The organism is Sphingomonas sp. NPDC092440 (genome assembly GCF_044754985.1).
Taxonomy (GTDB): domain Bacteria; phylum Pseudomonadota; class Alphaproteobacteria; order Sphingomonadales; family Sphingomonadaceae; genus Sphingomonas.
The window spans coordinates 115,587-137,503 of sequence record NZ_JBIVQA010000003.1 but is presented as its reverse complement, the minus strand read 5'-3'; the positions used below and the strand labels follow the sequence as shown (position 1 = coordinate 137,503).

Sequence of the window (21,917 nt, the reverse complement as noted above, 5' to 3'; positions counted from 1 at the left end):
TCGATCAGCGGAAGGGATAGGCGCCTGATGCTTCGCGCCCGGTCTTCACGTCAATCACCTTCCCGCCCTGATAGGCGAGCACACCCGGCACGGGAACCAGCCGGTTGATCCCGCTGGCATTGGGATTGAAGAACTTGCCGACCGCCCGATACTCGACCGGCTTCACCGAGATATTGGCAGGCACGGGCGGCACCGGGCCGCCGGGCGCCACCGGCCGCACCGTGCCGGCGATCAGATAACCCGGCGTGTCGCTGCTCGGTCCGAAGCCGGTTTCGGCGGCCAGCTCCGGCACTTCGGATTTGAACTTGGCCCGGTCGGCATAGAAGGTGCCGAGGTCGAGCACCTCGCCGGGACGGGCGGTGAACCCCACCGTGCCCAGGCAGAAGCAGATGTGCAGTCCCGCCGGCCCCATCGCCCAGGACGCGCCATAGAGCACGAAGTCGCCCGGCACCGTCTCGACCAGGAACAGGCTGTCCGGATCCCCGCGGACCAGCGGGCGCTTGTTGTCGACGGCGTTGACGTTGAGGATGCCGCCATAGCTGAAGTTGAAGGCATCGAGCGAAGGAACCGGCGGAATCTGGCCGGAGAATTTCTGGCCGGCGCCTTCCGCCGCGGCCTTCTTCGCCAGGGCCTTCTCGCGATCCTTCGCCAGCCCGGGCTCGGCCTTCGCAAAGGCTTCGGCCCTGGCGGCGCGATAGCCGTCCATTTCGCGCGCCGTCGGGACACGCAGGAAGACCGGCTCGAACTTCGGCGCTCCCTTGGGCTTGTGGACGCGCAGGATCAGATAGGCGCGGTCCGGCCGGATGGTGATCGGCGCACCGGCCTCGATCTCCACCATCTCGTCGACGGGCGTCTGGGCGATGGCGGGCGTGGCGGACAGCAGCGCGATCGCGACGAACAGGCGCAGCATCAGCGATCCTCCGGAAGCGGCAGGCCATCGGGCGCCGGGCCCGACGCGGCCTTGGCCTGCATCGCGATCGATGCCGGCGAGAAATTGTCGGTGAGCTGCTCCCAGCGGCGCTCCTGCAGGGGATAGCGCTGATACCCGCGCGGCTCCATGCAGCGGCGCAGCCGCGACTGGTGGGCACGGCGGACGAGCGGACCCGCCACGATCTCGCCGATCACCGCGCCGACCAGGCCATAGGGCTGGATGCCCCGCGTCACGATCTCGGTCGCCGGCTTGTCCTCCCACGGCGCGAACATCGGCACGCCCGGGCTGGAATTCGCCACCGGCATGAAGCGGTAGCATTCGGAGAAATCCGCGAACGCCGCGGCAAAGCTGGTATCCGCCCGCCAGTAATAGAAATATTTCCAGCCATTGCTGACGACCGCCGGATCCCGCCCGCCCGACAGATCGGGAATCGGGATCGCGCCTGGATCAGGCAGGCCGCCCATGTCCTGCGCGCGGGCGGGCGCGGGCGCCTGCACCAGCAGCGCCGCGAGCGACAAAGCCAACAAGGATGTCCGCATGATCCCCTCCCCCTGGCGCAGACTATGATCCGCGCGCAGGGGGATGGCAACGGCCTCAGCCCGCCAGCGCCTTCTTCAGCAGCTCATTGACCACGGCCGGATTGGCCTTGCCGCCCATCGCCTTCATCGTCTGGCCGACGAAGAAGCCGAACAGGGCTTCCTTGCCGCCGCGATACTGCTCGAGCTGGCCGGGATTCTTGGCCAGCACCTCGGCGATCACTGCCTCGATCGCGCCGGTGTCGCTGGTCTGCTTGAGCCCGCGCTCCTCGACGATCCTGCCGGCCGGATCGCCCGTCTCGAGCATGATCTCGAACACCTGCTTGGCCAGCGGCCCGGAAAGCGTGCCGTCGGCGGCGAGCGCGAGCAGCTCGGCGCCCCGTTCGGGGCTGACCGGGCTCGCGTCCAGATCCTTGCCGAGCCGGTTGAGCGCACCGTACAGGTCAGAGAGCAGCCAGTTGGCCGCGGCGCGGGCAACTTCGTTCTCGCCCTTCTTCTGCACCCGCGCGCTCTCGGCCAGCAACGCCTCGAACCAGCGCGCGGTGTCCGCGTCGGCGGTCAGCGTCGCGGCATTATACGCGCTCAGCCCCAGCGCCTGCTCATAGCGGCGGCGCTTGGCGTCGGGCAGCTCGGGCAGGCTCGCCCGGCATTCCGCGAGAAAGGCTTCGTCCAGCTCCAGCGGCAGCAGGTCGGGATCCGGGAAATAGCGATAGTCGTGCGCATCTTCCTTCGAGCGCATCGACCGGGTCTCGCCCTTGTCCGGATCGAACAGCCGGGTCTCCTGGATGATCCGGCCGCCGCTCTCCAGCACCTCGACCTGGCGGCGCGCCTCGACTTCCACCGTCTGCATGACGAAGCGGACCGAGTTGACGTTCTTGGTCTCGGTGCGCGTGCCGAACTCGGCGCCCGGCTTGCGGACCGAGACGTTCACGTCGGCGCGCATCGAGCCCTGGTCCATGTTGCCGTCGCACGAACCCACATAGCGCAGGATCGCGCGCAGCTTGCTCAGGTACGCACCGGCTTCCTGCGGCGAGCGCATGTCGGGCTTGGACACGATCTCCATCAGCGCCACGCCGGCGCGGTTGAGATCGACATAGGAGCGCGACGGGTGCTGGTCGTGCATCAGCTTGCCGGCGTCCTGCTCGACATGGATGCGCTCGATGCCGATCGTCTTGACGTTGGCCTCGGGATCCTTGTCGTCCAGGCTGATCTCGATCTGCCCCTCGCCCACCAGCGGGTGGAAGAGCTGGCTGATCTGATAGCCCTGCGGCAGATCGGCGTAGAAATAATTCTTGCGGTCGAAGCGCGACCATTTGTTGATCACCGCGCCGATCGCCATGCCGGTGCGCACCGCCTGGCGGATGCACTCGCGGTTCGGCGTGGGCAGCATGCCCGGCATCGCCGCGTCGATCAGGCTCACCTGGCTGTTCGGCTCCGCCCCGAAACTGGTGGCCGCGCCCGAAAAGAGCTTGGCGTTCGAGGTGACCTGCGCATGGACCTCGAGGCCGATCACGACCTCCCATTCGCCGGTTTCGCCCTGGATGCGGTAGGTGGATTCAGTCATTCCGTGTCTTTCCAGACGGAGCGTTTCTCAACTGCTCCCTTTCGCGTTCCTTGCGCATGCGCCGACGCTCCAGCACAGGCGCGGCAAACTCGATCACCCTACCCATCAATTCGGCCAGGGGATCGAGCGCGCTCATTTCACCACCATTGCCCCGGCCGCGCGACGAAGCCCGCGCGCTGCTCGATCGCCAGGCCGGCATTCAGCACGCCCTGCTCGTCGAGCGGACGGCCGATGATCTGCAGGCCGAGCGGCAGGCCGCCGGCGTCCAGCCCCGCGGGCACGCTCATTGCCGGCAGGCCGGCCAGGCTCGAAGGCACGGTGAACACGTCGTTGAGATACATGGCGATCGGATCGGCCGATTTCTCGCCCAGCGCGAACGCGGCGCTCGGCGCGGTCGGCGTCAGCAGCAGGTCGCACATCGAGAAGGCATTCTCGAAGTCGCGCGCGATCAGGCTGCGCACCTTCGATGCCTGCGTGAAATAGGCGTCGTAGAAGCCCGCCGACAGCACATAGGTGCCGATCAGGATGCGGCGCTTTACTTCGTCGCCGAACCCGGCCGCGCGCGTCGCCGCGTACATTTCCTGCAGGTTCTGCCCCTCGGCCAGCTCGCGCAGGCCATAGCGCACGCCGTCATAGCGGGCGAGGTTCGACGAAGCCTCGGCCGGCGCGATGATGTAATAGGCCGGCAGCGCGTATTTGGTGTGGGGCAGCGAGACCTCCACCACTTCGGCGCCGGCATCCTTCACCCAGGCGATGCCGGCTTCCCACAGCTTGGCGATCTCGGTCGGGATGCCGTCGATCAGATATTCGGCGGGGATACCGATCTTCTTGCCGGTCAGGTCGCCCGAAAGCGCCTCTTCCCACTTCGGCACCGGCAGGTTGAGCGACGTCGAGTCCTTCGGATCGAAGCCCGCCATGTTCTCGAGCAGGATCGCGCAGTCGCGCACGTCGCGCGCCATCGGCCCGGCCTGGTCGAGGCTGGAGGCGAAGGCGACCACGCCGTAGCGCGAGCAGCGGCCATAGGTCGGCTTGATGCCGGCGATGCCGGTGAACGCCGCGGGCTGGCGGATCGAGCCGCCGGTATCGGTGCCGGTCGCGCCCGGCACGAGCCGCGCCGAGATCGCCGCCGAGCTGCCGCCCGACGAGCCGCCCGGTGCCAGCGGGGCATTGTCGCCGCCGCCACGCCGCCAGGGCGAGATGACGTTGCCGAAATAGCTCGTCTCGTTCGACGAGCCCATGGCGAACTGGTCCATGTTGAGCTTGCCGAGCATGCCGGCGCCCGCGTCCCACAGCCGCTGCGAGACCGTCGATTCATAGACCGGCTCGAAGCCTTCGAGGATATGGCTGGCCGCCGTGGTCTGCACGCCCTTGGTGGCGAACAGGTCCTTCATGCCCAGCGGCACGCCCGAAAGCGGCTTGAGCGGCTCGCCCCTGGCGATCGCTTCATCGGCTGCCTTGGCGGCGGCGAGCGCGTGCTCGGGGGTTTCCACGATGAAGGCGTTGAGCGCCTTGCCCTTGCTCACCTTGACGATGAACGCATCGGCGACTTCGCGCGCGGAGAACTTGCCGCCGCGGACGCCGTCGCGAAGGCTCGCGACGCCCAGATCGGTGATGTCGCTCATTATTCGACCACCTTCGGCACGGTGAAGAAGCCGTGCTCGCCCTGCGGCGCGTTCTGCAGCACGGCGTCGCGCTGATTGCCCTCGGTCACCACGTCCTCGCGCAGGCGCAGCGCATTGGGGATGACGGCGGTCATCGGCTCGACCGACGAGGTATCGACCTCGCCGAGCTGCTCGATCCAGCCCAGGATGTTGTTGAGCTCGGGCGCGAGGCGCTCGGCATCGGCATCGCTGATCGCGATGCGTGCGAGGCTCGCCACCTTCTTCACGGTTGCGGTATCGACGGACATGGGAGGCGCCTAACAGCCACGCCTCCCGCCTTCAAGCGCCGCTTATTCGAAGGGCTCGCCCACGGGCACGCCCCCGACGAAGACCTGCCGCCGCGCGACGGGGCGAATCTCCACCTTCCCCGCCGGATAGCCGGCCGCGATCTGCGCACGCTGCTCCGCGCTCGGCACGAAGCGATCGCCGGCATCCGTCCATGCGCCGTCCGCCAGCACGAAACGATCGCCGCCGCCGCAATAGGTGACGATTCTGCGGGCCTTGCCGTCCTTGTCCAGCATTCCCGCATAACAACTGTCCTCGAACACCACCGCCTCCGCCGGGTTTGCGAGGAATATCGTGCACAGATTGCCCTGGCGGCATTGATATTTGCCGGCGAGCAGGTCGATCAGCCCCTTGGGCGCGCTCGCCCCCTCCGGCAGGACGCGGGCATTGTCGAGTACGCCGGATTTCGGGCCCGAACGCTGGGGGGTCTTCGCGGCGCCCGCGAGATCCCAGCGGCTCTCCGCCTTGGCGGCTTCCTCCGCCTTGCCCCGGATCGCGGCATTCCTCGACCGGCGCAGCCGTTCCACCGCATCGCGCCCCGGCTTGCCGAAGTCGAAGGCAAGCGCGGCCCAGTCGAACTTCCCGGCCGCGATCCTGCCCGATTCGAGCCGCCCGACCTGATCATCGGTCGAAATCCGGTTGAAGTTGACCAGCGGGGTGGCGAGCAGCAGCCCGAGGCTGCAGAGCAGGAAGGCAAGCGCCAGGTTCGCCGGGCGCACGCGCGTGGTCCAGGCGAGCCGCCCCAGCACCAGCGATCCCAGATAGGCCGCGCCATAGAGGATCGCGATCCCCACGAACACGATCGCCCAGAGCCGCTCGGGCGTATAGCCATATTGGCCGACGCGCAGTCCCGTCGCGATCGCCGCCAGCACCGCGAGCGGCAGGATCACCACCGCCAGCAGCATCGCGCCGTAGCGGAGCAGCAGGTTGCGCCGCTCCTCCTCCAGCCGGTTGCCGATCACCGCGTTGGCGAGGATCAGCGCCCCCACCGCGCAGCTCAGCAGCAGCGGCGTGGTCGCCGAAGTCGCGTCCCACAGCGCCTGGAGGCCGGTGAACGGCAGCGCGAGCAGGAACAGCCCCAGCCCGATCGCCAGCACCGGCGCCAGCACCGCGAGCACCGTGGCGACGACACGCTGGAGCAGCCGCACCACGGTGTCATGCTCGCGCAACAGCCCCAGCGCCGCTCCGAACGCCAGGCCGATCAGCGCGCGGACGAACCAGTTCTTCATCAGCAGCTCGTGAAGCAGCTCGATCTTGATGAGCTGGAACAGGCTGGCGAGCAGCCAGGCCATGATCCACACGATCAGCACGAACAGCCAGCAGGCGAACCACAGCACCACATTCTGCCAGGCATAGTCATGGACCGCGGCATAGGGGGTGCGCGGCGCGCCTTCGTCGCGCGCGGCCTGGAACAGCGGCGCGGCGATGGCCACGGCGAGCAACAGGCTCACCATGCGCCAGCCCTCGCCCGCGCTCCACCCGCCCGGCGCGCCGTTCCACCAGGTGACGAACCCCGCCGCCACGCCGACCACCGCGCCGAACGCGATCGAGGCCCACCACAGCCGCCGCTCGATCGTGAAGCCGATCATCGCGGCGAACAGCGTCACGCCCATCAGCGACGCGGCCTGCAGCGCGCTCCACCCCATGCGATAATTCAGGCTGTCGCCCAGGATCAGCTGCGCCGCGACCCCGGTCGCCAGCCCCAGTCCGGCCAGCAGCAGCGGCCGAAGCGCCCAGCCTCCCGCCGCCACGGCAGCCTCGTCCGCCGCCTGCATCTCGATTTCGTCCATCCGCCCTCTCCCCTCGCGGGCGATGCTCTCGCATCCGGCCAGGGCGGTAAAGTGGATTTCCGGTGCAGAATGGCGGCATCGCGCATGTATGGTTGCATCCCCGGCAATCGTGCCCCACGGGAATGCGATTGCAACAAATCGGCTCTATGCTGCATTGCACAATGGAGATGGGCTTGGCCCGGAAATTTCTCTATCTCGTAGTAGGACTCATCGTGTTCGCACTGGCCGCCACCTTCGCCTATCGTTTCTGGGGCATCGAGCTGCTTCGCCAGGCAATGGTGCCGAGCGCGGACGTGGCGCGGCTCTCCGCGCCCGGCGACTATGGCAAGGCCGATCTCTGGCTCGCCCGCCCGGACAAGCCCGGCAATCCGGCGCTATGGGCCCCGGAGGGTTTCCAGCCCGCGGAGAACCCGCCCGCCGCGGTGTTCTTCGTTCACCCGACCTCGTTCCTCGATCGCACCCAGTGGAACGCCCCGCTCAACGACGTCGCCGCCAATGCCCGGGCCGAGCTGTTCCTGCGCGGCCAGGCGAGCGCCTTCAATTCCTCCGGCCTGGTCTGGGCGCCGCGGTACCGCCAGGCGACTTTCGGCGCGTTCCTCACCAGCAAGACCCAGGCACAGCAGGCGCTCGACTTCGCCTATCGCGACGTGCTGGCGGCGTTCGACCAGTTCCTCAAGGAAGCCGGCAACCGCCCGATCATCCTTGCCGGCCACAGCCAGGGCGCGCTCCACCTCAGCCGCCTGCTCGTCGACCGCGTCGCCGGCAAGCCGCTCGCGAAGCGAATCGTCGCGGCCTATGTGGTCGGCTGGCCGGTCTCGATCACCGCCGACCTGCCGAAAATGGGCCTTCCCGCCTGTTCGGGGCCCGACGAAACCGGCTGCATCCTTTCCTGGCAGAGCTTCGCCGAACCCGCCGATCCCTCGCTGATCGTCGACACCTTCGACCAGACGAACGGCTTCACCGGCCAGCCGCGCAAGGGCACGCCGATGGTCTGCACCAATCCGCTCACCGGCAAGCCTAACGACGGCGCGCCCGTGGAGGCCAATCTCGGCGGCCTGCTGCCGAGCAGGGATCTGAGCAGCGCCGTGCTCCAGAAGAACCTCGTCCCCGCGCGCTGCGACGGGCGCGGTTTCCTGATGATCGGCAACAGCCCGCCGGACCTCGGCCCCTATGTGCTGCCGGGCAACAATTATCATGTGTTCGACTACAGCCTGTTCTGGGCCAATGTCCGCGCCGATGCCGAGCGGCGATTGAAGGCCCGGCGCAAGTTCTGGCCGTTCTAGGGACCGCGCCCACCATCCCGTCATCGCCGCGAAGGCGGGGGTCCGGAGCCAAGCAGGACATCGCTCCATTACCCTGGATCCCCCGCCTTCGCGGGGATGACGATTTTGGTTAGAAACGCCCGATGATCACCACTGCCCCCGCCGACTTCCGCGCCGCCCTGCCCGCCGGCGGCCGCCTGATCGGGCTCGACGTCGGCACCAAGACGATCGGCACCGCCCTGTGCGACGCCGGCTGGAGCTTCGCGAGCCCGGCCGAACTGGTCCGCCGCACCAAATTCTCCAAGGACAAGGCCGCGCTTCAGGCGCTGATCGCCGCGCAGCAGGTGAAGGGCATCGTCATCGGCCTGCCCCTCAACCTCGACGGCACGGACAGCCCCCGCACCCAGTCCACTCGCGCCTTTGCCCGCAACATGGACGATCTGGGCTTCCCGATCCTGCTCTGGGACGAGCGCTGGTCCACCGTCGCGGTGGAACGCACGCTGATCGAGCAGGACTTCAGCCGCGCCCGCCGCGCCGGGATGCTCGACAACATGGCCGCCGCCCATATCCTCCAGGCAGCGATCGACGCGCTGGTGAACGCCTGACCGGCACGCTCCGCCCCGAAAGGGCGGCGGCTCAGCCCCGATCGAACCGCGCGATCAACCCGTCCAGCGTGCGCCCGCCGCGCTCGCCGCGCTCGCGCGTCTTGTAGGTCGGGTCCCCGGCATCCGCCGCCTGCAGCTTCCCGCAGAACCGGCGCACATCGGCGCCCAGCATCGCCACGTCCGCGCCGATCCGGCCCAGCTCGTCCCGCGCTGCCTTGCGCCCCCGGCGCCCGAGCACCGTTTCCACCCGCGCGCGATGCTCCGCCGCCGCATCGGCGAAGCCGTCCGCCAGCGCCGCCATCTCGGCGACATAGGAGAGCGAGACGAGCTGCGCTGGCGCATAGCCGAGCTGATCGTCGCCGTGCACGGCATTGGCCCCTACCCGCACCATCGCCTGCCCGAGATAGAGCCGGGTTAGTCCCGCAAGCGTGCGCTCGGCCAGTTCGGTCAGCGCCGCGGTGTCGGCGAGCAGCGCGGCGTGGCGCGCATCCACCGCCGGCGCATAAACGGAGACCAGCCGGGCGAAGTGCGCGCCGTCCGATTGCTGCCGCTCGATCGCCCGCCGCGCCCGCATCAGCCGCTCGAGCGGCGCGCCGGCATTCTCGCGGAAGAACTGGCGGGACAGCGCGACGACATTCTCGCCGCAATCGCGGTGCGCCTGCAGCGCGGCCAGCGCCAGCATCCGCCGCAGCGGCCGCCAGCGCGCGCGCTCCACCCGGGCCAGCCACCAGGGCAGCAGCGCGAGGACCAGTCCCAGTCCCAGCGCGAAGAAGAACGCTCCAACCTGGAACGCCGCCAGCCACGCGGGATCGCGCGTCATCCAACCAACAAAGACAGCCCACCAGCCCTGCACGAACGCTCCCCCCGAAACGCAACGCGGCGGACTTCCTATCCGGCATTTGCGGCAGATGCGAGACTCCCCCCGCCTCGCGGCTTGCCTCGCCGGCCCGGCGGGTCTAGGCGACGGCTTTAATGCAAGCCTCTGATCATCGCCCCGCAGCCCAGATACCGGGCCGCGCCGTCTTCCCGCACCGGCACCTCACCGGCATTGCGGGCCTTCAGCCGCATGAGATCATGTTCCTGCTCGACGAGGCCGAGCAGTGGATCGAGGCGAACCGCACCCGCGCCCGCAGCGACCGGCGGCTCGAGGGCATCACCCAGATCAACGCCTTCTTCGAGAACTCGACCCGCACGCTCCTCTCCTTCGAGATCGCCGGCAAGCGGCTGGGGGCGGACGTGGTGAACATGCATGCCGCCCAGTCGAGCGTGAAGAAGGGTGAGACCCTGATCGACACCGCCGTCACTCTCAATGCCATGCGCGCCGACGTGATCGTGATCCGCCACATGGCCTCCGGCGCGGTGCAGCTGATCGCCGACAAGGTCGATTGCCCGGTGCTCAACGCCGGCGACGGCTGGCACGAGCACCCGACCCAGGCGCTGCTCGACGCGCTCACCATCCGCCGCCGCCGCGGCGCGGTCGCCGGCCAGCGCGTGGTGATCTGCGGCGACCTGCTCCACAGCCGCGTCGCCCGCTCGAACATGCTGGCGCTGACCGCGCTCGGCGCCGAGGTCCGCGTGGTCGCGCCCTCCACGCTGATGCCTCCGGCGATTGAGGGGCTCTACGTCACGCCCTTCACCGATTTCGATGCCGCGCTGGAAGGCGCCGATGTCGTGATGATGCTCCGCGTCCAGAACGAGCGCATGGCCGGCGGCTTCATCCCCTCCACGCGCGAGTTCCACGCCCGCTACGGCCTCACGCCCGAGCGACTGGCCCTTGCCGCACCCGACGCTCTCGTCATGCACCCCGGCCCGATGAACCGCGGCGTCGAGATCGACAGCGCCATCGCCGACCATCCGGAGCGCAGCGCGATCACCGAACAGGTCGAGATGGGCGTCGCCGTCCGCATGGCCTGCCTCGATGTCCTCACCAGGGCGGAGCGCGGCGTGGAGGGCTGGGCATGAGCTATTCGCACCCGTCACCCCGCTTTCCCGTCATCCCGGCGAAAGCCGGGATCTCAGGCGATGGCACGGGGAAAGAGCCGCATGAGATCCCGGCTTTCGCCGGGATGACGGGAGTTGTCGCATGAGCCGCGTGTTTGAAAACATCAAAGTGCTCGGCGGCGGCACCAGCTTCGCGTTCGACGGCGAAACCATCACCGCCGGAACCGGCGCTGCGGAGACCATCGACGGCAAGGGCCTCACCCTCGCCCCCGGCATCGTCGACCTGGGCGTCTTCGCGGTCGACCGCGCCGCCTGCCGCGCCGGCGGCATCACGCGCGTCGGCCTGATGCCGGATCAGTCGCCGATCCTTGACGATCCCGGCATCATCCGCCGCGCCGCGTTGATGGGGAAGCCCGACCTGTGGGTCCATCCCCTCGCCGCCGCCACGCGCGGCCTCCACGGCACCGATCTTGCCGAGATGGCGATCAACGCCAGCGCCGGAGCAAAGGCAGTCGCAACGGGCCGCCGCTGGATTGCCGACGCCGGCGTGATGCGCAAGGTGCTCGCCTATGCCCGCGATTGCGGCCTCACCGTGATCGCCCATGCTGAGGATGGCGGGCTCGCGGGCGACGCAGTCGCAACCGAGGGCCTCACCGCCACGCTGCTCGGCCTCGCCGCCGCCCCCGCCATTGCCGAGGCACTGGCGATCGCGCGCGACACGTTGCTCGCCGAGGATACCGGCGCCCGCATCCATTTCCGCCAGGTCACCACCGCCGCCGGGCTCGACCTGGTCCGCCAAGCCAAGCGCCGCGGCGTGCAGGTCACCTGCGGCGTCACTCCGGCGCACTGGCTGCTCTCGGACATCGACGTCAGCGACTATCGCACCTATGCCCGCCTCTCGCCGCCGCTGCGCAGCGACGCCGACCGCCAGGCCGTCCGCGCCGCGCTCGCCGACGGCACGATCGACGTGATCGCCTCGGGCCATGATCCGCGCGGGCCCGAGGGCAAACGCCTGCCCTTCGCCGATGCCGAGGAAGGCATGTCGGGCGCCGAGACGCTGCTCGCGCTGTCGCTCGGCCTGGTCCGCGATGAAGTGCTGACGCTGGAGCGCCTGTTCGAGCTGCTCGCCGCCAACCCGGCGCGCATCCTCGGCCTCGACGCCGGCACGCTGGAGCCCGGCAGGCCCGCCGACTTCATCCTGTTCGATCCCGACGCGCCCTGGGCGATCGACGGCGCCAGGATGAAGGCGCGCGCCGGCAACACGCCGTTCGACGGGTTGCCGGTGCAGGGCAAGGTCCACCGCGTCTTCAAGGGCGGACGGGAGATCGATCGCGCATGATCCTGCGGCAGCTTCGCCGCTTCGGGATATCGGTGCTGATGGGAACGGTAACCGCCGCAGCCCTGCCCGCCTGCTTCACGATCGCGCTGGCCATTCCGAGCCTGTTCGCGCCCGGCAGCTGGGAGGAGCGGTTCGTCATGCTGCGCTTTGCGGCCGCGCCGTTCCTGTTGAGCTTCCCGCCGGTCCTCGCGGGCATGCTCCTCATCGGACTGCCCGCCACTGCGATCCTGCGGCACTTCGACCGGGAGAGCGATCGCGCCTATGTTATGACCGGCGCGGTCGGCGGCTTGCTGATGCCGCTCCCGGCCCTGGTCATGATCGGCATCGACCTTGGCGTCGCGCCGCTTTTCTGCGCGCTCGGCCTCGTCAGTGGGGCAGCGGCCGGGCACAGCTGGTGGATCGAGCGGCCGGGCCGGGCCTGAACCGGAATGGAAACAGGCGGCTCCCGCCCCGCGCCGGCCCATCGCGTCATCCCGGCACAAGGCCGGGGTGACGGTTCGAAAGAATTCCGCCCTACCTCTTCCCCCGCGCCGGCTTGGCCAGGTTCGCCGCCACTGCCGCGCGGATCAGCGCCTTCAGCGCCTCGGCATCGATCGCCTCGCCTTCATGGATGTCGATCGCCCGGCGGACATTCCCGTCCAGGCTCGCATTGAACAATCCCTTGGGATCGGCCAGCGCCGCGCCCTTGGCGAAAGTGAGCTTCACCGCCGCCTGGTAGGTCTCGCCGGTGCAGAGGATGCCGGCATGTTCCCACACCGGCACGCCGCGCCACTTCCACGCCTCCTCCACCTCGGGATCGGCTTCGCGGATGAGCGCCCGCACCTGGGCGAGCGTCGCGCCGCGCCAATCGTCCAGCGCGGCGATGCGGGCGTCGATCTGCTCGGCGGCGGTCTTGTCTGCGCTCATGCGTTCCTCGCCGGATAGGGCCGGGCGAACATGTAGAGCCCCGTCGGCAACAACACCAGCAACGGGATCACCGCGACCAGCCCCAGCCACATCGCGTTGCTCCCGAGGAGCACCGCGACGATGTTCACGATCGCTGCGATGCTGAAGACGATTCCGGTCCAACGATGAATCTGGCGGATCATGGCTGCCTCTCCCTCAAATACATAACCCAATGGCTATGCATTTTCCATAACCAAATAGTTATAAGTTCGTCAAGCGCAGGAAAAAGGCCGAGGCGTCGCCGCCCCGGCCTCTCTTTTCCCGATGGGAGAGGGAAACTTGTTCAGCGCGAAGCCAGGCGCACGCCGGGCTTGGCCCAGGCCGCCAGCGCGTCGCCCGCGCCGGCGCGCACGAAGCAGGTCTGGCCGCTGGCCTTCACCTGGCGGCACAGCGCATCGGCGTCGCCGCGGCCATAACCGCCGACCGACAGACGATAGAAGCTGCCCGCCCGGGTCGAGACCTTGGCGCCATGGGGGGTCTGGCCCGAAAGCGCCGGCACCCGGTGCCCGAAGCGGTTCCACGCGTCCCGGGCCACCGCCGGGCTCGCATAAGCGCCGAGCTGGACATAGAAATTGCCGCGCGACGGCTTGGCCGCCGCAACCTTCTCGATCGCCGGCGCGCGCACGCCCGGCGATGCGGTGGCGACGGACGCGCGAACCGCGGCGGCGGGAACCGCCTGCACCACTTCCTCGCGCGGGCCGAACACGACGCCGCCATTGGTGCCGGCGACGGGCGCGACCGCGACGGCGGCCGTCGCGGCGATGGAAGCGGCCGCGGCGGCACCGCCGGTCTCGGCCGCGACTGCCTGGGCATTGGCCGGAACGCCCGGCATGTAGCTGTCGACCGCGTCCTGCGCCGGCACGGTCTGCACCGGCTGGGTCGCGGCGGCGGCGAGCATCACATTCTGCTGCGCCAGCGCGAGGCGGGTCGGCTGGCCGGCATCCTGCACCGGCGTCACGCCCAGCAGCGAGGCGACCTGATCATAGGCGTTGGTCGGGCGGGCAAAGTTCACCCACTGCATCATGCGCGCGCCGATCTGGTCGGGCGCCACATCGACCGCGGCGACCTGCTTGGCCTCGGCCCAGCGCCCCGAAAGCGCGAGCGCCAGCGCGAGGTTCTGGCGAGTCTTGGCGGTGGCGTCCTCGGCCCGGGCGGCCGGCCCCAATATCTCCACGGCCTTCACCGGATCGCCGGCCAGCGCGAAGGCCAGGCCGCGATCGGCAGCGGGGATCATGTCCTCATGCGCCTGCAGCATCGCGCGCGCGCCTGGCCAGTCGCCGCCGGCGATCTTGGCGAGGACGAGGTTGAGCGCGACGCGCCCGTCGCCCGGATTGAGCGTCAGCGCATCGCCCAGCGCCTGGTTGGCCGAAGCGAAGCGGCCGGCAAGCAGATAGGCCTGGCCCAGCAGGGCGCGATATTCGGCGTTCTGCGGATCATTGGCCACCGCCGCCTCGGCATGCGCAACCGCATCGCCCGCCTTGCGCCGGGCGATCGCCTTGCGCGCCTGGCCGGCTTCCTGCACGGCCTTCTTCGCATTGGGCGCATCGGTCGCGAAGGCCGAGAGCACGAAGCCCTGGGTCGCGATGCCGGCTGCCAGCGTGCCGCCGGCTGCGAGCGCCGAGAGGCCGATCACGAGCTTGCTACGGGTCTTCATCATCCGTTCCTTCAACGGTTCCCGGCCGGGCCGACCTGACGCGCGAGCGTCTCGACCTCGGTCAGCGATTCGAGAAAGGCGTCGAGCGCCTCGGTCACGAGCTGTTGCGCCGAACGATTGGTGACCGCCGATGCGAGGCGCAGGCGCAGATGCCGGTCATTGTCGAGACGGAGCGTGAACGCCGCCTTGGATTTCCTTGCCACTTCACGAGCGAGCCGTTCGGCGGCGGCCGGGGCCAGGGCCGGACGCGGCACGACCGGAGCGACCGGAGCGGCCGGCGGCGCGGTCACGGCCATGGGAGCCGGCGCGGGCGGCGCGGTGATCGGCTCGGGGGCGCTGAACCGCTCGTCGAGCTGCTCGATCTGGCGCAGCACCTGCGGCTTGGGCGCCGGCACCGGCGCGGGCTCGGGCACGAACTGCTGGGCATGGGCATGGTGCGCATGGGCATGTTCATCGCCCATGTCGTTCCAGCCGAGATCTTCCTGGGCAGTCGCCGGATTGAGGCCGACAAAGCCCTGCGGACGCATCGCCGGGCGTGCCTGGCCCTTGCGGGCGAGCAGGCTCGAGGAGAGCGAGGCGGTGGGTTTGGGAGTGCCGAACATCAGCTCACCACCCTGCGGCCGAAGCCGCCAGCCGGGCGCGGTGCGCCGAATTGATTGACCGCGGCCGGTGCCGCGAACACGGTGCGGCGGAAGTTCTTCTCCAGCCGGTCGTTGATATAGGTCCACAGCGCCGCGACCTCGCCGGCCGAGCGGCCGTTCGGATCGACTTCCATCACGGTGCGGCCGTCGATCATCGAGGCGGCGAAATCGGTGCGGTGGTGCAGCGTGATCGGCGCGACGGTGCCGTGCTGCGACAGCGCCACCGCGGCCTCGCTGGTGATCCGGGCCTTGGGCGTCGCGGCGTTGACCACGAAGATCAGCGGCTTGCCCGCCCGGTCGCACAGATCGACCGTGGCGCCCACGGCGCGCAGGTCGTGCGGCGACGGGCGCGTCGGGATCACGATCAGCTCGGCCACCGCGATCACGCTCTGGATCGCCATGGTGATGGCCGGCGGCGTGTCGATCACCGCGAGCTTGAAGCCCTGCTGGCGCAGGATCTCGAGGTCGGAGGCCAGCCGCGCGACCGTGGTCTGCGCGAAGGCCGGCAGATCGGTCTCGCGCTCGTTCCACCAATCGGCGAGCGAGCCCTGCGGATCGATGTCGATCAGCACGACCGGGCCGCACCCGGCCCGCTCCGCCTGCACGGCGAGATGGCCCGACAAGGTCGTCTTGCCGGATCCGCCCTTCTGCGATGCCATCGCGAGAACGCGCATGAACCCCCTCGAAATACCAGTTACCCGAGGGTGGGGATGCCATGGCGGCGTCTAAGAATGCGTTAACGGCGTTCCGCCCCGGGATTCCCCGTACGTGAGACCGGGTAAGGATTTCTTTCACAAACGATGGTTAACTGGCATTTATCCAATCTTGCCGGGGCGGGAGTCGAAGGTCGCATGAAGCTTCTCGGGTTGATCGCTGTTGCCGGGATGGTCCTCGCCGCCCCGCTTGCGTTCGCGCAGGAGAATCCGGTCAAGGCCGGGGTCGAGGCGTGGGAGCGCGGCGACTATAAGGGCGCGGTCGATCGCTGGCGCAGCCCGGCGATGAAGGGCGATGCCGATGCGCAGTTCAACCTCGGCCAGGCCTATAAGCTCGGTCGCGGCGTTGCCGCCGATCTGAACCAGGCCGAGCTCTGGTACGCCAAGGCCGCCGCGCAGGGCCATGAGCAGGCCGAGGCGAGCTACGCGCTCGCTCTCTTCGCCAATGGCAAGCGCGACAAGGCGGCGCCCTGGCTCCAGCGCGCCGCCTCGCGCGGCGATCCGCGCGCGCAATACGTGCTCGGCACGATGTATTTCAACGGCGACGTGGTCCAGAAGGACTGGGTGCGCGCCTATGGACTGGTCACCCGCGCCTCGCAATCGGGCCTGGCCGAGGCCTCGAGCGCGGTCGCGCAGATGGACAAGTATATGACGGTGCAGGATCGCCAGGCGGGCCTCACCCTGGCCCGCAAATATGAGGAAGAGGCGAGCCGCGCGCCCCTGCCCGGCGCGGCACCGCCCCCGGTCGAGACGGCGGGCACGCCGCCGCCGCGCACCACGCCCGTCCGCACCCCGCCGCGCATCGGTGCCACCCCGCCACCCGCCCCGGTCAAGGTCGCCGCGAACCCGCCGGCGCCCGCCGCCGCCCCCATCCGCGACGGCGGCTGGCGCCTCCAGCTCGGCGCGTTCGGCGATCCCGCCAATGCCCGCAAGCTCTGGGGCCAGGTCGGCGCCCGCTTCCCGGGCCGGCAGGTCGCCTATGTCAAGGCGGGCAATCTCACCAAGGTGCTGGTCGGCCCCTATGCCAGCCGGGGCGAGGCCGCCGGGGCCTGCCGCGGCGTGAGCCCTTGCGTGCCGGTCGGCCAGTAATCATATCGCACCTGCAACAGGGATGCGTGTAGGGGCGTTCGAGCATGATGATCCGTTTCCTCGCGCTCGCGCCGCTGCTCGCCCTTGCCCTGCCCGCGCACGCGCAGGATGAAGAACCCAAGCCGCCGCGCCGCTATCGCGTCGCGCTCGGCCCGCAACTCTCGCCCAATTATCCCGGGGCGGACAAGCTGCAGCTCACCCCGATGCTCGATGTCGCCACCGCGCGCGGCGATGCGCCTTTCCCCTTCGTCGCGGCGGACGACAGCTTCGGCTTCGCGCTGCTCGACAAGGGCGGGTTCGAGTTCGGCCCCGCCGCCAATTTCCAGGGCTCGCGCCGCCGGAGCGAGGCCGGTGCGCCGATCGACGAGGTGAGCACCACGATCGAGCTGGGCGGCTATGCGCAATATTGGCTCGCCCGGCAGTTGCGCCTCCACACCGAGCTGCGCAAGGGCATCAACGGCCATGGCGGCCTGATCGGCGGCGTCGGGCTCGACTATGTTACCCGTGACGGCGACAAATGGCTGGTCTCGATCGGGCCGCGCATCACGCTGTCGGACGCGAAATATCGCCGCGCCTATTTCGAAGTCACGCCCGCCGTCGCCGCCCGCACCGGCCTGCCGGTCTACCGGGCCGATGGCAGCGCGGTCCATGCCCTGGGCGTGAGCAGCACCGCGACCTGGCAATTTTCCCGCCGCTGGGGCCTGTACGGCTATACTCGCTATGATCGCCTGGTGGGCGACGGTGCCGATTCCCCGCTTTCGCGCGGGCCGATCGGCAGCCGCAACCAGTTCTCCGGCGGGCTGGGCCTCAGCTTCACCTTCGGCAAGGGCGTGCGCTGAGCCCAGGTGCACCGACAGGGAGTCCGCGGCGATGGAAGGCACGCTACATCGCTTCGGCCCGGAGATCTGGCTGGCGGACGGCCCCCTAGTGACGGTCGCGGGCTTTCGCTATCCGACGCGGATGGCAGTGATGCGCCTGCGCGACGGCACGCTGTTCCTGTGGTCGCCGGTCGCGCTTTCCCGTGAGTTGCGCGGCGCCGTCGAAGCGCTCGGCGAGGTGCGGCATCTCATCGCGCCCAACGGCCTGCACGATCGCTTCCTGGGCGAATGGCAGCGCGCATTCCCGCACGCCGCGCTCCACGCCCCGCCGGGGCTCGCGGGGCGGCACCCCGATCTGCGTTTCGCCCGCGACCTGGCAGACGGCCCCGGCTTCGCCTGGGACGGCGAGATCGACCAGCTCGCGATCCCGGGCAATCGGATCACGACCGAGCTGGTTTTCTTCCACCAGGCGAGCCGCACGCTGCTGTTCACCGACCTGATCCAGCATTTCCCGCGCGGATGGTTCGCCGGATGGCGCGCTGTCGTCGCCCGGCTCGACGGGATGACCGCGCCCGAGCCCCGGGTCCCCCGCAAGTTCCGCTATGCCTTTTCCGACCGCTCCGCCGCCCGATCGGCGGTGCGACGCATCCTCGACTGGCCGGCCGAAAAGCTCGTGATCGCGCACGGGCCGCCGGTCGAGCAGGACGCCCGCGCGGCCGTCGCGAATGCCTTTCGCTGGCTGGGGGTTTAGTCGGCGCGCTTGCAATGTTGGAGAACACAATGTTCTCGTTTTGTTCGAACGGCAATTCTGGCCTGTCGACAAGCGAGGACGAAAATCATGACAGTCAATGTGAAGAACGCCCCCTATTCCGCCACCGGCGACGGGGTGACCGACGACACCGCCGCGATCCAGGCGGCACTGAACGACCACTATCGGATCTTCATTCCTGCCGGCATCTATCGGATCGATCCGTCGGTCGGCCTGGTGCTGAGGACGGGCAGCCAGATCGTCGGCGAAGGGCGCGGCGCCACCATCCTGCATGCGTTGCCCGGCGGCGGCTCCATCGCGCAACTTGCTGCCTATGGCGGCGGATCGATCCTCCGCCGCGCCTTCAATCCGAACGCTACGAACCACTATGTCACCGACGTGGTGCTCCGCGACTTCGGCGTGGTCCTGACGCATCCGGCCGGCAGCATCACCACCACCGAAATCCAGATCGGCATCGATCTGCGCAACATCACCCGCTCGATCGTCGAGCGCGTGCATGTCGGCAATCTCGCGCCCGAAAACGGCATTCTGCGCAAGCTCAAGACGCCCGACTACGAATATGACGTCCAGGGCTATGGCATCGTGATCGGCAATATCAGCAGCGGCATCACGCTGCCCGGGCCGGACAAGCTGAAGCCCTATGCCGGCGGGGAAGTGAACACGATCCGCAACTGCGCGGTCTGGGGCGCGTACAAGCTGATCACCCAGGATGACGGCGATCTCTGCCCGCTCTCCGCGGCGCATGCGACGACGATCGATACTTGCGACCTCCAGGCGGGGCACCACGTCCTCGTCCAGGAGAGCCCCTATGCCACGGGCAATGCATGGCGCGGCAACACCCTGCAGGCCGTGGTCAAGCAGACCGGCAACGCCAACCGCAGCTTCCTGCTCCGGGTCGAGGGCTATAACAATCACATGGCCGACGGCTATATCGAGGGCCAGGACCTGACGGGCAGCGTGCCCCAGCTCGACTATTTCCTCTATCTCGGCAACAGCTCGCAGAACAACCGGATCGCGCTTCCCTATTTCGCCTATTCGTCGCTCGCCGCGCAGATGGTGGACAACGGGCGGAGGAACATCGTGACCGGATACGAGGCCGAGCCGCAGTTCACCGACCATGACGACGATCCGGCCACCCCGCCGGTGGAAACGTCCAAGGCTTCGTTCGGCCCGGCCTTCACGCTCTATGACGGGGCGCATGCCGAACCCTGGGTGAAGTTCCATTGGGACGGCAGCCAGGTGGCGATCGACGGCGGCCAGGGCGCGTCGGTGATCCGCGTCGGCGTGGGCGACTATCTGGTCAACTGGGACAAGCCGTTCCGCAGCAACGACTATGCGCTGTCGGCATCGCTCAACACCAACACGTCCGGCCATCCGGGCTCGATCACGCTCGGCAGCCAGACCGAAGCGAATGCGCGCTTCTACACCTATATCGATACCGGCGGCTCGCTCGCACAGGCGGATCCGCAGTTCCTGTACGTATCGGCCAAGAATAGCTGATTCCGCTCCGCTCCTGCGCGTTCGCGCGCAGGAGCCTCAGCCCCGGACCCAATCCTTCGCCGCGATCCCCTGCGCGTAGAGCAGCGCGGTCAGGTCGCCATGGTCGATCCGCACGCCTGCCGCCGCCGCGACGATCGGCTTGGCGTGATAGGCCACGCCCAGCCCGGCCTCGCGGATCATCGCCAGGTCGTTGGCGCCGTCGCCCACCGCCAGCGTTCCGTCCATCGCCAGCCCCAGTTCGCCGCGCACCGCGCGCAGCGTCTCCAGCTTGGTGTTGCTGTCGACGATCGGCCGCTCGACCGTCCCGTCCAGCGCGCCGTCCGCGATCACCAGCCGGTTGGCGATCACCCGGTGGAAGCCGATCTCCGCGCCCACCGGCTCCGCGAAGCGCGTGAATCCGCCTGACACCAGCACGCAGGTCGCGCCCCGCGCGCGCATCGTCCGCACCAGCGCCTTCGCGCCCGGCATCAGCTTCACCCGCTCGGCCAGGCACTGGTCGATGGCACGCTCGGAAAGCCCCTTCAGCAGCGCCACCCGCGCATCGAGCGCCGCGCCGAAATCCAGCTCGCCGCGCATCGCCCGCTCGGTCACCTCGGCGATCTGCGGCTTGATCCCGGCATAGTCGGCCAGTTCGTCGATGCATTCCACAGTGATCATCGTCGAGTCCATGTCGGCGACGAGCAGCTGCTTCTCGCGCCCCGCGGCCGGCTGCACCGCCACGTCGCAGGCCGGGAACGCGCCTTCCAGCGCGGCGCGCGCGGCATCCGGATGCAGGCCGAATTCGAGGTCCGCCGCCCGCCCCGCGTCGATCCAGCGCGACGTTCCCGGTGCGCAGCTCGCCGCCGCCAGCCGGTCGCCCGCCTCGGAAAGCTGCCCCGCGGTCAAACCCTCTGCTATAAGCGTCGCAATGAACATCGGATCCCCTGACCTGCCTTTGGTGGCGCTCATCGCAGGGCCGACCGCGAGCGGCAAGTCCGCGCTCGCCCTCGCACTGGCCGAAAAACATGGCGGCGTCGTGATCAACGCGGATTCGATGCAGGTCTATGCCGACCTCCGCGTGCTCAGCGCCCGCCCCACGGCCGAGGAGGAGAAGCGCGCCCCGCACCGCCTGTTCGGCCATGTCGACGGCGCCGAAGCCTATTCCGCCGCGCGCTGGGCGGCCGAAGCGCGCGGCGCCATCGCCGAGGCGCATGCGGCAGGCCGCCTGCCCATCCTGGTCGGCGGCACCGGCATGTATCTGCGCACCCTGGTCGAGGGCATCGCCCCCGTGCCCGAAATCGATTCGATCATCCGCGCGGAAGTCCGGTCCCTTGCGGTCGCCGATGCGCATGCCGAACTGTCGCGGCTCGATCCCGAGACCGCCGCCCGGCTCAAGCCCGCCGACACCGCCCGCGTATCCCGTGCGCTCGAAGTCGTCCGCTCCACCGGCAAGTCGCTCGGGGCATGGCAGGCGGAGCGCCACGGCGGCATCGGCGGCGAGGTTCGCATCGCCGCGCTGATCCTGCTGCCCGACAAGACCTGGCTCGCCGACCGGATCGACCGCCGCTTCCGCCACATGGTCCAGGTGGCGCAGAAGGAGGTCGAGGCGCTGCTCGCCCGCACCGACGTGCCGGACGACGCCCCGGTGCTGCGCGCGATCGGCGTGCGGGAGATCGGCCTGGCGCTCTCGGGCGAGAGCAACATGGACGAGGCGCATTTCGCCGGCTCGCTCGCCACCCGTCAGTACGCCAAGCGTCAATATACCTGGTTCCGCCGCCAGCCCCCGCCCGAATGGGAGCGCACCAACGAGACACAAACGAACAGACTCATTGAACAATTCGAAACAAAATTACTATAATGCGGCTTGACGCGTAGTTTTCGTGCAGCTAGCAGCG

Annotated in this window: 24 protein-coding genes; 10 read left to right on the top strand and 14 right to left on the bottom strand. The window is 69.1% G+C overall.

Features of this window, described 5'->3' with window-relative positions; all coding sequences use genetic code 11:
- Positions 1–4 precede the first annotated feature (4 nt).
- Genes ACIQCS_RS05995 through ACIQCS_RS05965 form a run of 7 tightly spaced genes read right to left on the bottom strand, consistent with a single transcriptional unit; the run spans position 5 to position 6,767 of the window.
- A complete protein-coding gene (locus ACIQCS_RS05995; protein WP_345851103.1) occupies positions 5–910 on the bottom strand; it encodes a hypothetical protein in 906 nt (301 codons plus the stop codon).
- Positions 910–1,470, bottom strand: a complete 561-nt coding sequence (locus tag ACIQCS_RS05990; protein ID WP_280278477.1) for a hypothetical protein — start codon at positions 1,468–1,470, stop codon at positions 910–912. Before ACIQCS_RS05990 ends, ACIQCS_RS05995 begins: the two co-directional genes overlap by 1 nt.
- 55 nt (positions 1,471–1,525) lie before the next feature.
- On the bottom strand, positions 1,526–3,031 hold the full coding sequence (gene gatB, locus ACIQCS_RS05985; RefSeq protein ID WP_345851100.1) for an Asp-tRNA(Asn)/Glu-tRNA(Gln) amidotransferase subunit GatB: 1,506 nt from the start codon (positions 3,029–3,031) through the stop codon (positions 1,526–1,528).
- A complete protein-coding gene (locus ACIQCS_RS05980; RefSeq protein ID WP_345851099.1) occupies positions 3,024–3,167 on the bottom strand; it encodes a hypothetical protein in 144 nt (47 codons plus the stop codon). Before ACIQCS_RS05980 ends, gatB begins: the two co-directional genes overlap by 8 nt.
- A gap of 1 nt (position 3,168) precedes the next feature.
- Complete coding sequence (gene gatA / locus ACIQCS_RS05975) at positions 3,169–4,653, bottom strand: Asp-tRNA(Asn)/Glu-tRNA(Gln) amidotransferase subunit GatA (RefSeq protein WP_345851097.1); 1,485 nt, start codon at positions 4,651–4,653, stop codon at positions 3,169–3,171.
- Positions 4,653–4,940 (bottom strand): Asp-tRNA(Asn)/Glu-tRNA(Gln) amidotransferase subunit GatC, encoded by a 288-nt coding sequence (gene gatC / locus ACIQCS_RS05970; protein WP_345851095.1) that lies wholly within the window; start codon positions 4,938–4,940, stop codon positions 4,653–4,655. The genes gatA and gatC overlap by 1 nt, the downstream gene beginning before the upstream one ends.
- A gap of 42 nt (positions 4,941–4,982) precedes the next feature.
- Positions 4,983–6,767 (bottom strand): DUF4153 domain-containing protein, encoded by a 1,785-nt coding sequence (locus tag ACIQCS_RS05965; RefSeq protein ID WP_345851094.1) that lies wholly within the window; start codon positions 6,765–6,767, stop codon positions 4,983–4,985.
- 173 nt (positions 6,768–6,940) lie between these two features.
- Between ACIQCS_RS05965 and ACIQCS_RS05960 the strand changes: the two genes are divergently transcribed.
- On the top strand, positions 6,941–8,050 hold the full coding sequence (locus ACIQCS_RS05960; protein ID WP_345851092.1) for a DUF3089 domain-containing protein: 1,110 nt from the start codon (positions 6,941–6,943) through the stop codon (positions 8,048–8,050).
- Between the two features lie 122 nt (positions 8,051–8,172).
- The gene (gene ruvX / locus ACIQCS_RS05955; protein WP_345851091.1) at positions 8,173–8,634 is read left to right on the top strand and encodes a Holliday junction resolvase RuvX; all 462 of its coding nucleotides are present in this window, start codon (positions 8,173–8,175) and stop codon (positions 8,632–8,634) included.
- A 31-nt stretch (positions 8,635–8,665) separates the two neighbouring features.
- Here ruvX and ACIQCS_RS05950 read toward each other — a convergent pair whose 3' ends face one another.
- Positions 8,666–9,454, bottom strand: a complete 789-nt coding sequence (locus tag ACIQCS_RS05950) for a hypothetical protein (RefSeq protein ID WP_345851090.1) — start codon at positions 9,452–9,454, stop codon at positions 8,666–8,668.
- A gap of 152 nt (positions 9,455–9,606) precedes the next feature.
- Here ACIQCS_RS05950 and ACIQCS_RS05945 point away from each other — a divergent pair, with 152 nt between their 5' ends.
- From ACIQCS_RS05945 to ACIQCS_RS05935, 3 genes are all read left to right on the top strand, one after another.
- On the top strand, positions 9,607–10,596 hold the full coding sequence (locus ACIQCS_RS05945; RefSeq protein ID WP_345851089.1) for an aspartate carbamoyltransferase catalytic subunit: 990 nt from the start codon (positions 9,607–9,609) through the stop codon (positions 10,594–10,596).
- Positions 10,597–10,717: 121 nt separating this feature from the next.
- Positions 10,718–11,914, top strand: a complete 1,197-nt coding sequence (locus tag ACIQCS_RS05940; RefSeq protein ID WP_345851088.1) for a dihydroorotase — start codon at positions 10,718–10,720, stop codon at positions 11,912–11,914.
- Positions 11,911–12,336: a hypothetical protein gene (locus ACIQCS_RS05935; protein ID WP_345851087.1), complete on the top strand. Its 426-nt coding sequence runs from the start codon at positions 11,911–11,913 to the stop codon at positions 12,334–12,336. Before ACIQCS_RS05940 ends, ACIQCS_RS05935 begins: the two co-directional genes overlap by 4 nt.
- Before the next feature lie 91 nt (positions 12,337–12,427).
- Here ACIQCS_RS05935 and ACIQCS_RS05930 read toward each other — a convergent pair whose 3' ends face one another.
- The 5 genes from ACIQCS_RS05930 to ACIQCS_RS05910 form a co-directional block, all read right to left on the bottom strand.
- Positions 12,428–12,820, bottom strand: a complete 393-nt coding sequence (locus tag ACIQCS_RS05930; RefSeq protein WP_345851086.1) for a DUF1801 domain-containing protein — start codon at positions 12,818–12,820, stop codon at positions 12,428–12,430.
- Positions 12,817–13,002 (bottom strand): hypothetical protein, encoded by a 186-nt coding sequence (locus ACIQCS_RS05925; RefSeq protein WP_345851085.1) that lies wholly within the window; start codon positions 13,000–13,002, stop codon positions 12,817–12,819. The genes ACIQCS_RS05930 and ACIQCS_RS05925 overlap by 4 nt, the downstream gene beginning before the upstream one ends.
- A 140-nt stretch (positions 13,003–13,142) precedes the next feature.
- A complete protein-coding gene (locus ACIQCS_RS05920) occupies positions 13,143–14,513 on the bottom strand; it encodes a tetratricopeptide repeat protein (RefSeq protein WP_345851084.1) in 1,371 nt (456 codons plus the stop codon).
- An 11-nt stretch (positions 14,514–14,524) separates the two neighbouring features.
- Positions 14,525–15,115, bottom strand: a complete 591-nt coding sequence (locus tag ACIQCS_RS05915) for a hypothetical protein (protein WP_345851083.1) — start codon at positions 15,113–15,115, stop codon at positions 14,525–14,527.
- The gene (locus tag ACIQCS_RS05910) at positions 15,115–15,828 is read right to left on the bottom strand and encodes a ParA family protein (RefSeq protein ID WP_280278464.1); all 714 of its coding nucleotides are present in this window, start codon (positions 15,826–15,828) and stop codon (positions 15,115–15,117) included. Before ACIQCS_RS05910 ends, ACIQCS_RS05915 begins: the two co-directional genes overlap by 1 nt.
- 177 nt (positions 15,829–16,005) lie before the next feature.
- Here ACIQCS_RS05910 and ACIQCS_RS05905 point away from each other — a divergent pair, with 177 nt between their 5' ends.
- The 4 genes from ACIQCS_RS05905 to ACIQCS_RS05890 all read left to right on the top strand — a co-directional run bounded on the left by ACIQCS_RS05905 (position 16,006) and on the right by ACIQCS_RS05890 (position 20,043).
- On the top strand, positions 16,006–16,956 hold the full coding sequence (locus ACIQCS_RS05905) for an SPOR domain-containing protein (RefSeq protein ID WP_345851082.1): 951 nt from the start codon (positions 16,006–16,008) through the stop codon (positions 16,954–16,956).
- A 44-nt stretch (positions 16,957–17,000) separates the two neighbouring features.
- On the top strand, positions 17,001–17,795 hold the full coding sequence (locus tag ACIQCS_RS05900; RefSeq protein WP_345851081.1) for a MipA/OmpV family protein: 795 nt from the start codon (positions 17,001–17,003) through the stop codon (positions 17,793–17,795).
- Positions 17,796–17,826: 31 nt separating this feature from the next.
- Positions 17,827–18,525 (top strand): DUF4336 domain-containing protein, encoded by a 699-nt coding sequence (locus ACIQCS_RS05895; RefSeq protein WP_345851080.1) that lies wholly within the window; start codon positions 17,827–17,829, stop codon positions 18,523–18,525.
- Positions 18,526–18,612: 87 nt separating this feature from the next.
- Positions 18,613–20,043 carry a glycosyl hydrolase family 28-related protein gene (locus ACIQCS_RS05890; protein WP_345851079.1) on the top strand — a complete coding sequence of 477 codons (1,431 nt, stop codon included), beginning with the start codon at positions 18,613–18,615 and terminating at the stop codon, positions 20,041–20,043.
- A 36-nt stretch (positions 20,044–20,079) separates the two neighbouring features.
- Here ACIQCS_RS05890 and serB read toward each other — a convergent pair whose 3' ends face one another.
- Complete coding sequence (gene serB / locus ACIQCS_RS05885; protein ID WP_345851077.1) at positions 20,080–20,958, bottom strand: phosphoserine phosphatase SerB; 879 nt, start codon at positions 20,956–20,958, stop codon at positions 20,080–20,082.
- On the opposite strand from serB, the gene miaA reads away from it, so the two are divergent.
- Entirely contained in the window at positions 20,951–21,880 is a 930-nt protein-coding gene (miaA, locus tag ACIQCS_RS05880) for a tRNA (adenosine(37)-N6)-dimethylallyltransferase MiaA (RefSeq protein ID WP_345851076.1), read from the top strand. The genes serB and miaA overlap by 8 nt on opposite strands.
- Positions 21,881–21,917: the final 37 nt, after the last annotated feature.